Genomic DNA, 13,631 nt, shown 5'->3' with positions numbered 1-13,631 from the left:
AGACCCTATGGAGCAGCACGCCATTCCCTTCACCCGCGGCACCGAACGGCCGAGGCTCGCGGTGCCGGCCGGCGCGGTGGACTGCCACCACCATGTCTACGACGCCGCCGCGCCGATCGCGCCGGGCGGGCGGCCGCATGCGACGGCGACGCTGGCCGATCATGCGCGGCTGCTGGCGCGGCTCGGCGTGCAGCGGCATGTGCTGATCCAGCCTTCCACCTATGGCTTCGACAATTCGCTGCACCTGGCGGCGCTGGAGCAGGCCGGCGAGCGCGCGCGCATGGTCGCGGTGGTGCCGCCCGATGCGAAGCCCGCCGATCTGCGCGTCATGGCGGCGAAGGGCGTGCGCGGCGCGCGCGCCAACCTCGTCTCCGGCCCTCCGCTGACAGCCGCGGATGTCGCGCCGCTGGCGAAGCGGCTGGCGGACGTCGGCTGGCATCTGCAGGTGTTCATGACCGCGGCGATGATCGCCGACCTCGCCGATGTGCTGCGCGCCGCGCCCTGCGACGTGGTGTTCGACCATTTCGCGCTGCTGCCGCTGCGGGACTGGGCGGCGCATCCCGCCTGGTGCGTGGTGATGGACCGGCTGCAGGCCGGCACCGGCTGGGTGAAGTTTTCGTCGCCCTATGCGCTGGACCAGGCCGATCCCTTTGCCGTGCGCGATCTTGCCCGTGCGCTGGTGCGGTCCGCGCCGGATCGCATGCTCTGGGGCACCAACTGGCCGCATCCGAACGCGACGGCGATGCCGGACGACGCCGCGCTGCTCGACGCGCTCACCGACTGGGCGCCGGACGCTTCAACGCGCCAAAAGATCCTGGTGGAGAATCCGGCGCTTCTCTACGGGTTCAGCCCAGCGCCCACCAGCTGAGCATCAGCCCGGCCAGGCCGGTCAGCAGGGCCGGCAGCAGCGCGCCGCGGAACAGCCGCCACCCCAGCGCGCCGGCCAGCACGCCCGCCACCCGCGCCGGCCAGGGCACCGTCGCCAGCAGCCCGCCCGGCACGGCGATCGCCAGCACGACGAAGGCGGCGAGCGTCGCGACCGAGACGGCGGCCGCCCAGGCGATCACCGGATGATCGGGCCGCAGCACGCCGCCCAGCAGCAGCCCCGCGCCGCGCAGCGTCACCATCGCGGCAACGGTCAGCGCCAGGGCGAGGTCGGCACCGGTCACCGGCGCGACCCCTTCCCGCGTCGCTGCCAGAGGAAAGCGGCAGTGCCGCCCGCCAGCCCCGCCGCCAGCAGCCCCCAGGCCGGGCCGAGCCAGAGCGCCAGCGGCGCCGCCACGATTCCGCCGATCACCGCGGGGCGCACGCCCGGCCGCGCCAGGTCGGCCGCCAGCAGCAGGCCGAAATAGAGCGGGTTGGTGAACAGCAACGCGGCGCGGAGGAAGGGCGGCAGGTGCGGCGCCAGCAGATGCCCCGCCGCCGTCGCCGCCAGTGCCGCCGTCCAGGAGGCCAGTGCGAATCCCAGGAACCAGGCCAGCCGGTCCGGCTCCGGCAGGCCGGGCAGCCGGCGCATCGCCGGCGCCCAGGGCGTGATCGCGATGAAAGGCAGCGCCAGGGCGCGCTTCCAGCCGCGCCCGAGCAGCGGCGCGATCGCCACCGACATCGGCAGGAAGCGGGCATTGGCGGCCGTTGCAGCGACGACGGCCGGCAGCACCGCTCCGCCCGGCCCGGCGGCCAGCCCCAGCAGCACGAGCTGCCCCGCCATCCCATAGACCGTCGCGGTGCAGAGCAGCGCCCAGGAGAGCGTCAGCCCGACCTCGGCGACCGCGGCGCCGAAGGCCAGGAAGGTGGCGCCCATGGCGAGTGCCGGGGCGCCGAGGGCCTCGGTCAGGCCGATGCGGAAGGGCGACACGCCGTCGCCCCGGCCCGCGCGGCGAGGATCAGGTCTCTTCCTCGCGGTCGCTCTCGACCTCGATCTCGTCGCCGAGCGTCTCGTCCGCGTCCTCGAGCTCCTCGGCGTCCTCGATCGCCTCGTCGCCCTCCTCGGCGTCCACCTCGACGATGTCGTCGGCATCGGCCTCGGCCGGGGCGGCGCGCTTCTTCACGCGGTCATCCGGCGGCGCGGGGGCGCGCTTCAGCTTCGGCTGCTCCGCCGGCTGCTCGGTGCCGCATTTCGGGCAGATCGCCGGTGCGCGCATCAGGTCGTAGAACTTCGTGCCGCAGGCGACGCAGACGCGCTTCAGTCCGAGTTCAGGCTTGGCCATGGAGTGTTCTCGCAAAAGGCCCCGCAGCGCGCAGGGTTGGTGTGGCGGCTGCGCGCTGCGGGGCTGAAAAATGACCCGCGCGATTGCCACTTTGCGCCCCCCATGTCAAACGCGCCGCCCATGCACGACACCCCCGCCGCTCGTCTCCTGGCCGCCCGGGCGCCCGCCCGGCCCCTTTCGGGCAAGGCCGCCGTCCCCGGGGACAAGTCCATCTCGCACCGCGCCCTGATGTTCGGCGCCCTCGCGGTCGGCACCACCGAGATCACCGGGCTGCTGGAAGGCGAGGACGTGCTGCGGACCGCGGCGGCGATGCGCGCGCTCGGCGCGACGGTGCAGAATCTCGGCGGCGGGCATTGGCGCGTGGCCGGCCGCGGCATCGGTGGCCTGGTCGAGCCCGAGGACGTGCTGGACATGGGCAATTCCGGCACCGCGGCGCGGCTGCTCTGCGGCCTTCTGGCCGGCCACAAGCTGTTCGCGGTGATGACGGGCGATGCCAGCCTGCGGAAGCGCCCGATGAAGCGGGTGACCGAGCCGCTGTCGGCCACCGGCGCCCGCTTCGCCACCCGCGCCGGCGGCCGGCTGCCGCTGGCGGTGGAGGGCGCGGCCGATCCCCTGCCACTCGACTATCGCGTGCCCGTGCCCTCGGCGCAGGTGAAATCGGCCTGCCTGCTGGCGGGGCTCTGCGCCCGCGGCATCACCCGCGTGGTGGAGCCCGAGGCGACGCGCGACCACACGGAGAACATGCTCCGTCACTTCGGCGCGACCGTCGAAGTCGGCATCGAGGGCCACGGCCGCGTGATCGAACTCACCGGCCAGCCGGAGCTGGTCGCCGCGCCGGTGGTGGTGCCCGGCGACCCTTCCTCGGCCGCCTTCCCCGCGGTCGCGGCCCTGCTGGTGCCGGGCAGCGAGATCCTGCTGCGCGGCGTGGGGATGAACCCGCTGCGCGCCGGCCTCTTCGCCACTCTCGCCGAGATGGGCGCCGACATCACCCGCCTGGACGAGCGGATCGAGGGCGGGGAGCCGGTGGCCGACCTGCGCGTGAAGGCTTCCGCACTCCGCGCCGTGGATGTCCCGCCCGAGCGTGCGCCCTCGATGATCGACGAATACCCGATCCTCGCCGTGGCCGCCGCCGCCGCCGCGGGCACCACGCGCATGCGCGGGCTCAAGGAGCTGCGCGTGAAGGAGAGCGACCGCCTGGCCGCCACCGCCGCGCTGCTGGAAGCGAACGGCATCCGCTTCGCGATCGAGGGGGACGACCTGGTCGTGCATGGCGCGGGCGGCCCGCCGCCCGGCGGCGGCACCGTGGTGACCCATATGGACCACCGCATCGCGATGAGCGCGCTGGTGCTCGGCCTGGCGGCGCAACGCCCCGTCACGGCCGACGACGCCGCCTTCATCGAGACCTCCTTCCCCGGCTTCGCCGCGCTGATGAACCGGCTGGCGGGCGGGGAGGCGCTGGGCGCGCCGTGAGCGCGCCGCGGGTCGTTGCCGTCGATGGTCCGGCAGCCGCCGGCAAGGGCACGCTTGCCCGCAGGCTCGCCGCCGAGCTTGGCCTGCCCTATCTCGACACCGGCCTGCTCTACCGTGCGGTGGGGCGCCGCGTGCTCGACCGCGGCGGCGATCCGCGCGACGCAACCACCGCCGCGGCCGAGGCCCGCGCGCTGACGGCGGCCGACCTGGAACGGAAGGACCTCCGCACCCCGGAGGCCGACATGGCCTCCTCCGCCGTCGCGGTGATCCCGGAGGTGCGCGCGGCGCTGCTCGACTGGCAGCGCGATTTCGGCCGCCGCCACGGCGCGGTGATGGACGGGCGCGACATCGGCACCGTCATCTTCCCCGACGCCCCGGCCAAGCTCTTCGTCACCGCCAGCCCCGCCGCGCGTGCGAAGCGGCGCTGGCTGGAACTGCAGGGCAAGGGCGTCACGCGCGACCTTGCGGAGGTGGAGGCCGAGATGGCCGCGCGCGACGCGCAGGATGCGCAGCGCGCCACCGCGCCGATGAAGCCTGCCCCCGATGCGGTGGTGCTGGACACCACGGATCTCGACGCAGCCGCCGCCTTTGCCGCGGCGCTGGACCTCGTGCGCGCACGGATGCCGGCATGAGCCTCAGCGACCTGCCCGCGCGCATCGAGTTGCATCCGGTGCAGACGCTGACCCTGAGCGACGCGCAATTCCTGCGCGGCGAGGCCGTTGGTGCGCCGACCACGCTCGCGGCGATGCTGTCGCTGGCCCAAGGGGGCGGACGGCAGCCCTGCGTGCTGCTGATGCATGGCTCCGGCGGGATCGGGCCGTCCATTCCGCTCTGGGTGCGGCAGATCAACGCGATGGGTGCGGCGGCCTGCGTGCTGGACGGGTTCAGCGGGCGCGGCCTCGCCAGCGTCTCGCAGGACCAGGCGCGTCTCGGGCGGCTGGCCTTCTGCCTCGACATCTACCGCGCCCTCGCGCTGCTGGCGGCGCATCCGCTGCTCGATCCCGCGCGGCTTGCGGTGCTCGGCTTCTCGCGCGGCGGGCAGGGTGCGCTCTATGCAGCGATGGCGCGGTTCCACCGGCTGTGGAACCCTGACGGCCCGCGGCCGGTCGGCAACCTCGCCTTCTACCCGGATTGCGCGACGCGCTACCTGGAGGACACGGCGATGATCCCCGGGCCGATCCGGGTGTTCCACGGCACGCCGGACGACATGAACCCGCTCTCCCGCGCGCGCGAGCATGTAGAGCGCCTGGCCGCGGCCGGTCATGACGCGGCGCTGCTGGAATATCCCGGCGGCCACCACGGCTTCGACAACCCGCTGTCCGGCGCCGCGGCGCGCGGCCCGGCGCAGAGCGTGCGGGACTGTCGCATCGAGGAGATCGAGCCCGGCCTGCTGGTGAATGCCGCGACCGGCGCGCCCTTCACCTATGACGATCCCTGCGTCGCGCGGGAAGCGCATGTCGGCGGCCATTCCGCGGCCGGCGCCGCGGCGCGGGCGGATGCGCTGGCGTTCATCGGCCGCCTGTTCGGTCTGCCTACCAGGTCCTGACCGGCGGGCTCTTCACCTCCACCGTCACCGTCTCCTCCAGCGCCTCCATGTGATGCACGACGCCGGGCAGGTGCTGGAACGCGTCGCCCGGTCCGGCTTCCCAGGTCTCCCCGCCGATCGTCACGCGCATCCGCCCGCGCACGACATAGACGATGGAGTCATGGTCGGCATGGCTGTGCGGCGGGGAGCCGACGCCGGGCGCGAAGGTGGTCTCGACGAAGACCATGCTCGGCGTGACCGCCAACGTCCGCAGCCGCACCGGACCCGGCAGGGGCCGGCCCTCCACCGCGGTGATCACCGTCGTCTCCGCCTCGGCGGAGCGCGTGAAGGGACGGGCGGAGGGGGGCAGGGTGCGGCTGGCGGACATGGTCGTCTCCGGGGATCGGGCCGTGAGCTTGCCGCAGACCGCGCCGCGAGCGCCAGATTCCGGCCGGATCGCCGCCGCATGGGCCGATTTCCCTTGACTCCGTTAAGCTTTGCGGCGTAACCGCACCGCCGAACCGCACGCCCCCGGGCGCTGCGGTGCCCTTCGTTACGGCGGTCCGGGGACGATTCCGCGAGGGATCAGCCGCCACAGCAGGGGCCGGGAGCGGCGGACCGTCACACCGCCTTCAGCCGAAGGGCCGCCCGGATCCACAGGGGACCGACGCAGCCAGGTCGTGCCCGTGGGCGAGGCCCGCGGGGGCGCATACCCCTTGGCCCGCATCGGGCCAGATCCAGGAACCACCCACCGCATGGCAAGTGCCACCACCCTCGCCCGCCCCTCCGCGGAAGAGGATTTCGCCGCCCTCCTCGACGCCACGCTCGGCGACAACACCGGCTTCGCCGGCTCCGTCATCACCGGCAAGGTCGTCCGTATCGACGACGACGTCGCCGTCGTGGATGTCGGCCTCAAGTCCGAAGGCCGCGTGCCGCTCAAGGAATTCGCCCCGCAGGGCCAGAAGCCGGACGTCAAGGTCGGCGACAGCATCGAGCTCTTCGTCGAGCGCTACGAGGACCGTGACGGCGCCATCATCCTCTCGCGCGAGAAGGCCCGCCGCGAGGAAGCCTGGACCAACCTCGAGAAGTCCTTCACCGCGCAGCAGCGCGTGAACGGCGTGATCTTCGGCCGCGTCAAGGGCGGCTTCACCGTGGATCTCGGCGGCGCGGTCGCGTTCCTGCCGGGCAGCCAGGTGGACATCCGCCCGGTCCGCGACGTGACGCCGCTGATGGGCAGCCCGCAGCCCTTCCAGATCCTCAAGATGGACCGCGCCCGCGGCAACATCGTCGTCAGCCGCCGCGCCGTGCTGGAAGAGACCCGCGCCGAGCAGCGCGCGGAACTCGTCCAGGGCCTGAAGGAAGGCATGGTGCTCGACGGCGTGGTGAAGAACATCACCGACTACGGCGCCTTCGTGGACCTCGGCGGCGTGGACGGCCTGCTGCACGTGACGGACATCGCGTGGCGCCGCATCAACCATCCGAGCGAGGCGCTCACCATCGGCCAGCAGGTCAAGGTGCAGGTCATCCGCTTCAACCCGGAGACCCAGCGCATCAGCCTCGGCATGAAGCAGCTGATGGCCGACCCGTGGGAGAATGTCGCGACGAAGTACCCGGTCGGCGGCAAGTTCTCCGGCCGCGTCACCAACATCACCGACTACGGCGCCTTCGTGGAGCTGGAGCCGGGGGTCGAGGGCCTCGTGCACGTCAGCGAGATGTCCTGGACGAAGAAGAACGTCCATCCGGGCAAGATCGTCGCGACCAGCCAGGAAGTGGACGTGGTCATCCTCGACGTGGACGGCCCGAAGCGGCGCATCTCGCTCGGCCTCAAGCAGGCCGTGGGCAACCCCTGGGATGTCTTCGCCGAAGCGAACCCGCCCGGCGCCGTCATCGAGGGCGAGATCCGCAACATCACCGAGTTCGGCCTGTTCATCGGCCTCGGCCCGGATCTCGACGGCATGGTGCACATGTCCGACCTCAGCTGGGACGAGCCCGGCGAGGTCGCCATGCAGCACTTCAAGAAGGGCGACACCGTCAAGGCGAAGGTGCTGGACGTGGATGTCGAGAAGGAGCGCATCTCCCTCGGCATCAAGCAGCTCCAGGCCGACCCGGCCGCGGAAGTGCTGGATCGCATCCGCAAGGGCGAGGTCGTCACCTGCGTGGTGACCAAGGTCGAGTCCAACGGCATCGAGGTGAAGGTGGACGACGTGCTGACGGGCTTCATCCGTCGCGCCGAGCTCGCCCGCGACCGCGCCGACCAGCGCCCCGAGCGCTTCGCCATCGGCGAGAAGGTGGACGCGAAGGTCACCGCCGTGGACCGCGCCGGCCGCCGCCTGGCCCTGACCATCAAGGGCAAGGAAGTCGAGGAGGAGCGCCAGGCGATGCAGGAGTACGGGTCCTCCGACTCCGGCGCCTCGCTCGGCGACATCCTGGGCGCCGCCATCCGCCGCCGGAACCAGGGCGGCGAGGAGTAAGCCTTCCGGCCACACGGCCGGTTGGACCAGGCCCCGGGCAGCGCCGCTGCCCGGGGCTTTTTCGTTCGGGCACGGTACTGCGACCGCATCGCGAACGGCCCTTGGCCCGCGGGGGCCGGACAGGCATATGCGGGGCATGTCCCTCGATGCCGATCTCCTGCTCGACCGCCGCCGGCTGAAGCGACGGCTGTCCCTCTGGCGCGGCCTCGCGGTGCTGGCCGTCGCCGGCCTCATCGCCTTCGCCGTGGCGCTGCGCGACGACGCGGCCGGCCTGCTGCCGGGCGGCGCGCATGTCGCGCGGCTGAAGGTGGAAGGCTTCATCGGCGACGACCGCCGCCTGGCGGAGGCGCTGGAGCGCACGCGGCGGGACGATGCGGTGCGCGCGGTGATCGTCGCCATCGACAGCCCCGGCGGCAGCGTCGCCGGCGGCGAGGCGCTCTACGCCAGCCTCACCCGCGTCGCGCAGGACAAGCCGGTGATCGCCGTGATGGGCGGGACCGCCGCCTCGGCCGGCTACATGGCGGCGCTGCCGGCGCAACGCGTCTTCGCGCGGGAAGCGACCGTCACCGGCTCGATCGGCGTGCTGCTGCAGTCCTTCGACGCGTCGGAGCTGATGGCGCGCCTCGGCGTGCGGGCCGAGACGATCGCCTCGGGCGCCTTCAAGGCGCAGCCGAGCCCCTTCCGCCCGCTGACCGAGGAAGGGCGCGAGCAGTTGCAGAGCGTGGTGCGCGACCTGCACGAGCAGTTCGTGGCCAAGGTCGTCGCGGGCCGCAGGCTACCGGCCGAGCGCGTGCGCGAGCTGGCGGATGGCCGCATCTTCACCGGCCGCCAGGCCATCGAGCTCGGCCTCGTGGACGCCATCGGCGGCGAGGCGGAGGCGCGCGCCTGGCTGGCGGAGCAGCGCGCCGTGCCCTCCTCGCTGCCGATTCGCGACATCGAGACGCGCGGCTTCGCCGAGCGAACCTTCGGCGCGGCCATGGCCGGCGCGCTGCGCGACCTGACGTCGGAATGGCTTGTCGTTGACCGCGTGCGCGCCCTTTGGCAGCCTGCCTTCAGGTAGGGAGAAGGCTCGGCTAGACCGATGACGCGGTCGGAACTGATCGCCCAGCTTGCGGCGTCGAACCAGCATCTGCGGCAGCCCGACGTCGAGCTGATCGTGTCCACGATCTTCGATGAGATCACGGAGGCCCTGGCGCGCGGTGACCGGGTGGAGCTGCGCGGCTTCGGCGCCTTCTCGATCAAGAAGCGCGACCCGCGCACCGGGCGCAACCCGCGCACGGGCACCGCGGTGGAGGTCTCGGCCAAGGCCGTGCCCTATTTCAAGCCCGGCAAGGAACTGCGCGAGCGGGTGAATGGCGGACCGCTCCAGGCGCCGGCGCGCAAGCCGCGCGCGCCCAGTCCCGTCGGCTGACGCTTTTCGGCCGCCGCGGCCGGGCGTAAGGGTCGCGGATATCCCGCCTGCTTCGACGAGGGGACCGCCATGCGTTGGGTGTTGTTCGTGCCGCTTGTGATCCTGCTGGCGCTGTTCGCCCTGTCGAACCAGCAGGACGTGCAGATCCGCCTCTGGCCCTTCGACCTCGTCTGGGTCTCCTCGCTCGGCATCGCCGCGCTGCTGATCGCCGCCCTCGCCTTCCTGGCCGGCGCGCTGGTCGTCTGGGGCGCCACCCTGCCGGCGCGCCGCCGCGGGGCGCGGCTCGAGCAGGCCGCGCGGCTGATGGAAGGCGAGCTCGCCGCCTACAAGGCGCGGGACGAGAAGGCGCAGCGCGAGGTTGCCATGGGGCGCGTGCCGGACGCCGCGGTGGTCCCGGCCTCCACCGCCCTGGTCCCGCCGGCACGCCGCTGAGCATGGCGCGGCGCTGCGGCCTCTGCGTCGCGCTCGACGCGCCTGACCTTGCCACGGCGGAAGGCTGGGCGCGCGCGACCGCGCCCCAGGCCGCGCTGCTCAAGGTCGGGCTCGAGTTGTTCTCGGCCGAGGGCGGCGCCGCGGTGCGGCGGATCGCCGCGCATGGCCCGGTCTTCCTCGACCTCAAGCTGCACGACATCCCCAACACCGTCGCCGGCGCCATCCGTGCACTCTCGCCGCTGCGGCCCGCCTGGCTGACCATCCATGCCGCCGGCGGCGCGGCGATGATCGCCGCGGCACGCGAGGCCGCCGAGAAGGCAGGCGGCGGCGATCGCATCCGCATCCTCGCCGTCACGGTGCTCACCAGCCTGGACGCCGCGGCCCTGGCCGAGACGGGGGTGGCGGGCGGTCCCGTGCAGCAGGTGCTGCGGCTCGGGCGCCTCGCCGTGGCGGCGGGGGCGGACGGCCTCGTCTGCTCCCCGCGGGAAGTGGCACCGCTGCGCGATGCCCTGGGCGAAGCTCCGGCGCTGGTGGTTCCCGGCGTGCGGCCCGCCGGCAGCGCCGCGGACGACCAGGCGCGGACCGCGACGCCGGAGGAGATGGCCGAGGCCGGCGCGGATTTCGTCGTGGTCGGCCGTCCCGTCACCCGCGCCGCCGATCCCGCCGCCGCCGCCGCCGCCATCGCGCGCGCCCTGGCCGCACGGTGATCCGCGTCAAGATCTGCGGCATCAACGATGCCGCGGCGATGCGGGCCGCCGTGGAGGCCGGCGCCGACCTGGTGGGCTTCGTCTTCTTCCCGCCCTCGCCGCGCGCCGTGACGCCCGCCCGGGCCGCCGACCTCGTACAGCCCGGCCCAGCCAGGGTCGGCCTGTTCGTGGATCCGTCCGATGAGGCGGTCGCCGCCGTGCTCGACGCCGTGCCGCTCGATATCATCCAGCTGCATGGCGAGGAGACGCCGGCGCGCTGCGCCGCGGTCAGGGCGCGCTTCGGCCTGCCGGTGATGAAGGCGCTCGGCATCGCCGCGCGCGAGGACCTTGCGCAGCTGGCGGAGTATGCGCCGGCCGTGGACCATTTCCTGCTCGACGCCAAGGCGCCGCCGGGCGCGCCGCTGCCGGGCGGCAACGCCGCGCCCTTCGACTGGTCGGTCCTTGCCGGCGCCTCGGTGCCGCGCCCCTGGTTGCTGGCGGGCGGCCTCACGCCGGAAAACGTGAAGCGGGCCATCGAAATCGCCGGCGCGCCGGGGGTGGATGTGTCCTCCGGCGTCGAGGCGCGGCGCGGGGTCAAGGATCCGGCCCTGATCGCTCGGTTCGTATCGGCGGCGCGCGCATAGCCGCGGCGCCCGGGGCGTATGCCGGCACCGGGCCGGTCACGCAGTCGTCACGTGCGGAGCGCTTCCGCTACATTTTCTATAGCGCCAGTTGAGCCGCGGCGGCGCCAATGCCGCCTTCGGATGCCCTCAGAAGGCAGGCCTTATTGGATATCGGGACGGACGGGGCGACATCAGGCCGGGCGCGGCGCACAGCACGCATGGCCGTCAGGTCGCAGCCGCGCCCGCCGCGGCTCCGCACGCATCTGGCTGCCCTCGTCCTCGTCGTGCTGCTGCCCGCGATGGCGTTCGGTACCGCGGCGGCCTGGGACGCGCTTCGGCGGCAGGATGCGGCGGCGGAGGCAAGGCTGCTCGACACCGCCCGCGCCCTGGCCGTCGCGGTGGACGCGCAGATCGCCGGCCGGATCGCGGCGCTGCAGGTGCTGGCCAGCACGCCCGAGGGCGATCCGATCGAGCGCGACCCGCATCTGCGCGACCATGCGGAGGCGACCGCGGCGGTCTTCGGCGGCTGGGTGAACCTCTACAGGGCGGACGGCACGCAGGTGCTGAACACCCGCCTGCCCCCCGGCGCGCCGCTGCCCGGTCCGGGGGGCGGGGTAGGCATCGCCGGCGGCGGCGTCGCCATCGCCCGTGCCTTCACGGAGGCGCGGCCCGTCATCAGCGATGTCGCGACGGGCCGGGTGTCCGGCCGGCCCGCCGCCTTCGTCTTCGTGCCGCTGAGCCGCGACGGGACCGTGCGCTTCGTCCTCGGCATGCCGCTGCTGCCCGAGAACTTCGCGGCACTGCTCGCCGGCCAGGCGGCCGCCGGGCGCGGTGCCGCGGCGCTGACCGACGGCAACGGGGTCTTCGTCGCGAGGTCGCGCGACATGGGCCAGGTGGTCGGCCAGCGGCGACCGCCGCGCAACGACGGCCCGCTCGGCGAGGCCGGCGTGCTGCGCGGGCGGAGCCTGCCCGACGGCAGCGCGATCCGCACCGCCTACCACCGCCTGTCGGTGGCCCCTGGCTGGCACGCCTGGGTCAACGAGCCGGAATCCTCCTTCGCCGAGGCGCGGCGCGCGCCCCTCATCGCCCTGGTCGGGGGTGGCCTGATGGCCCTGGCCCTCGGCATGGCGAGTGCCGCCGCGCTCGCCGGCCGGATGCTCCGCCCGCTCGACCAGCTCGCCAGCTGGGCCGAAACCGTCGCGCAGGGGCCCGGGCGCGCGCCGGGGGTCCCGCCGCCGCTGCCCGTGCCGGTGCGGGAGTTCGAGCGGCTGCGCCTCGCCATGGCGGCCGCCGACGCCGCGCTTCGGCGGGTGCAGCGGATCGGCCGGGTCGGCGGCTTCGAGGTGGATCTGCGGCCGGATGCATGGCTGCGCTCGCTGCGCTCGCCCGAATACCGGCAGCTCTACAGCACGGCATCCCTGCCGTCGGTGGAGACGCACCAGGACTGGGTCCAGCGCCTGCATCCGGAGGACCGGACGCGCGCCGAGCAGCGCTTCTTCGCTGCGATCGGGGAGGACGGCGGCAGCGACTACGAGCAGGAATACCGGGTGGTGGACCCGGACGGCACCGTGCGCTGGATCTATGCCCGCGGCGAGATCGAGCGCGACGCGCAGGGCCGCGCCACCCGCATGGTGGGCGCGCATGTGGATGTCACGGCCCTTAAGCTGGCCGAGGCCGCGCTGCGTGACCGGGAAGAGCGGCTGCGCCTGGCGCTCGAGGCCGCGCGCCTGGGCGCGTGGGAGGTGGACCTGCGTGACGGCACGGCGCATCGCACGCCCCGCGCGCTGGAGATCTTCGGCTTCGGTCCGCAGGATCAGACCGCGACCTACCCCTCCTGGCGCGACCGCGTGCACCCATCCGACCGCAAGCGCCTGTCCGAGGCGGTGGAGGCGCTGCGGACCGGAGAGGCCGAGAGCTACGGCCTCGAATACCGCTTCCTGCGGCCCGACGGGCGCTGGATCTGGCTGGAGAGCCACGGCCGCGCCGTGAGGCACGACCCGCAGACCGGCCTGCCCACGCGCCTGATCGGCACCACCCAGGACATCACCGCCCGCAAGGAGGCGGAGGAGCGGCAGGAGATCCTGGTCCATGAACTGGACCACCGCGCGAAGAACACGCTCGCCGTGGTGCAGGCCGCGCTGCGCCTGACGCCGCGCACCAGCGCCGCCGGCTTCGCCCAGGCGGTGGAGGGGCGCATCAATGCGCTTGCCCGGGCCCACACCCTTCTCGCCCGCGGCGGCTGGACCGGCGCCAGCCTGGAGGAGGTGGCGCAGGATGCGCTATCCCCCTTTCTCGGCGCCGCATCGCCGCCGACCACCGCCAGCTTCGAGGGGCCGGCGCTGGCGCTCTCGCCCTCCGCCGTCCAGGCGCTGTCCATGGCACTGCATGAGATGGCGACCAACGCCGCCAAGCATGGCGCCCTGTCGGTCCCCGGCGGCTCGGTGGCCCTGCGCTGGGAGATCCTCGGCCAGGACATCCTGCATCTGGTCTGGCGCGAGCGTGGCGGGCCGGCGGTGGTCTCGCCACCCGGCGGGCAGGGCTTCGGGTCCACCCTGATCGCGGCGACGATCAGGCGGCAGCTCGGCGGGCGGATGGCGAGCCACTGGGATCGCGAAGGCCTGCGCTGGGAAGCGTGGCTGCCGCTGGCGCGGCTGGCCATGGGCGAGGGCGCGGGCCGGCAAGGCCGCTGGGCGCAGGTGCCGATCAGCGGGGCGGAGGGCGTGCCGCCGCCTGCGTGACCTCCCGGCCGAGCCGCGCTAGACCGGCGCCGCCATGCCCGACGGTCTTCGCGATCCGGGGGCCGAAG

The 13,631-nt window shown here is 73.8% G+C and carries 15 protein-coding genes; 11 read left to right on the top strand and 4 right to left on the bottom strand.

What is annotated here, in order from left to right; translation table 11 throughout:
• The first annotated feature begins 7 nt into the window (after positions 1–7).
• Positions 8–868 carry an amidohydrolase family protein gene (locus tag DFH01_RS06600; protein ID WP_109869532.1) on the top strand — a complete coding sequence of 287 codons (861 nt, stop codon included), beginning with the start codon at positions 8–10 and terminating at the stop codon, positions 866–868.
• Here the strand turns inward: DFH01_RS06600 and DFH01_RS06595 are convergent.
• Genes DFH01_RS06595 through DFH01_RS06585 form a run of 3 tightly spaced genes read right to left on the bottom strand, consistent with a single transcriptional unit; the run spans position 846 to position 2,207 of the window.
• Complete coding sequence (locus tag DFH01_RS06595) at positions 846–1,169, bottom strand: hypothetical protein (protein ID WP_109869531.1); 324 nt, start codon at positions 1,167–1,169, stop codon at positions 846–848. The two genes, DFH01_RS06600 and DFH01_RS06595, sit on opposite strands and share 23 nt — an antisense overlap.
• Positions 1,166–1,855, bottom strand: coding sequence for an AzlC family ABC transporter permease (locus DFH01_RS06590; protein ID WP_109869530.1), 690 nt, complete (start codon positions 1,853–1,855; stop codon positions 1,166–1,168). The genes DFH01_RS06595 and DFH01_RS06590 overlap by 4 nt, the downstream gene beginning before the upstream one ends.
• A gap of 28 nt (positions 1,856–1,883) precedes the next feature.
• The gene (locus DFH01_RS06585; RefSeq protein ID WP_109869529.1) at positions 1,884–2,207 is read right to left on the bottom strand and encodes a TIGR02300 family protein; all 324 of its coding nucleotides are present in this window, start codon (positions 2,205–2,207) and stop codon (positions 1,884–1,886) included.
• 120 nt (positions 2,208–2,327) lie between these two features.
• Between DFH01_RS06585 and aroA the strand changes: the two genes are divergently transcribed.
• Genes aroA through DFH01_RS06570 form a run of 3 tightly spaced genes read left to right on the top strand, consistent with a single transcriptional unit; the run spans position 2,328 to position 5,223 of the window.
• Positions 2,328–3,677, top strand: coding sequence for a 3-phosphoshikimate 1-carboxyvinyltransferase (gene aroA / locus DFH01_RS06580; RefSeq protein ID WP_109869969.1), 1,350 nt, complete (start codon positions 2,328–2,330; stop codon positions 3,675–3,677).
• Positions 3,674–4,309, top strand: a complete 636-nt coding sequence (gene cmk, locus DFH01_RS06575; protein WP_109869528.1) for a (d)CMP kinase — start codon at positions 3,674–3,676, stop codon at positions 4,307–4,309. The genes aroA and cmk overlap by 4 nt, the downstream gene beginning before the upstream one ends.
• Positions 4,306–5,223, top strand: a complete 918-nt coding sequence (locus DFH01_RS06570; protein WP_109869527.1) for a dienelactone hydrolase family protein — start codon at positions 4,306–4,308, stop codon at positions 5,221–5,223. Before cmk ends, DFH01_RS06570 begins: the two co-directional genes overlap by 4 nt.
• Here the strand turns inward: DFH01_RS06570 and DFH01_RS06565 are convergent.
• Positions 5,210–5,590: a cupin domain-containing protein gene (locus tag DFH01_RS06565; RefSeq protein WP_109869526.1), complete on the bottom strand. Its 381-nt coding sequence runs from the start codon at positions 5,588–5,590 to the stop codon at positions 5,210–5,212. The genes DFH01_RS06570 and DFH01_RS06565 overlap by 14 nt on opposite strands.
• Before the next feature lie 367 nt (positions 5,591–5,957).
• Here DFH01_RS06565 and rpsA point away from each other — a divergent pair, with 367 nt between their 5' ends.
• From rpsA to DFH01_RS06530, 7 genes are all read left to right on the top strand, one after another.
• Entirely contained in the window at positions 5,958–7,673 is a 1,716-nt protein-coding gene (rpsA, locus tag DFH01_RS06560) for a 30S ribosomal protein S1 (protein ID WP_109869525.1), read from the top strand.
• A 136-nt stretch (positions 7,674–7,809) separates the two neighbouring features.
• Complete coding sequence (gene sppA, locus DFH01_RS06555) at positions 7,810–8,733, top strand: signal peptide peptidase SppA (protein WP_109869524.1); 924 nt, start codon at positions 7,810–7,812, stop codon at positions 8,731–8,733.
• 21 nt (positions 8,734–8,754) lie between these two features.
• Positions 8,755–9,084 carry an integration host factor subunit beta gene (gene ihfB / locus DFH01_RS06550; RefSeq protein WP_109869523.1) on the top strand — a complete coding sequence of 110 codons (330 nt, stop codon included), beginning with the start codon at positions 8,755–8,757 and terminating at the stop codon, positions 9,082–9,084.
• A gap of 69 nt (positions 9,085–9,153) precedes the next feature.
• Positions 9,154–9,516: a lipopolysaccharide assembly protein LapA domain-containing protein gene (locus DFH01_RS06545; RefSeq protein WP_109869522.1), complete on the top strand. Its 363-nt coding sequence runs from the start codon at positions 9,154–9,156 to the stop codon at positions 9,514–9,516.
• Positions 9,517–9,518: 2 nt separating this feature from the next.
• Positions 9,519–10,223 (top strand): orotidine-5'-phosphate decarboxylase, encoded by a 705-nt coding sequence (gene pyrF, locus DFH01_RS06540; RefSeq protein ID WP_109869521.1) that lies wholly within the window; start codon positions 9,519–9,521, stop codon positions 10,221–10,223.
• On the top strand, positions 10,223–10,846 hold the full coding sequence (locus tag DFH01_RS06535) for a phosphoribosylanthranilate isomerase (protein ID WP_199231168.1): 624 nt from the start codon (positions 10,223–10,225) through the stop codon (positions 10,844–10,846). The genes pyrF and DFH01_RS06535 overlap by 1 nt, the downstream gene beginning before the upstream one ends.
• Positions 10,847–11,043: 197 nt before the next feature.
• On the top strand, positions 11,044–13,563 hold the full coding sequence (locus DFH01_RS06530; protein WP_109869519.1) for a sensor histidine kinase: 2,520 nt from the start codon (positions 11,044–11,046) through the stop codon (positions 13,561–13,563).
• Positions 13,564–13,631: the final 68 nt, after the last annotated feature.

This window comes from Falsiroseomonas bella, assembly GCF_003173615.1.
Taxonomy (GTDB): domain Bacteria; phylum Pseudomonadota; class Alphaproteobacteria; order Acetobacterales; family Acetobacteraceae; genus Falsiroseomonas; species Falsiroseomonas bella.
The sequence above is the reverse complement of the archived record's forward strand: the minus strand, read 5'-3'. Positions and strand labels throughout refer to the sequence as shown.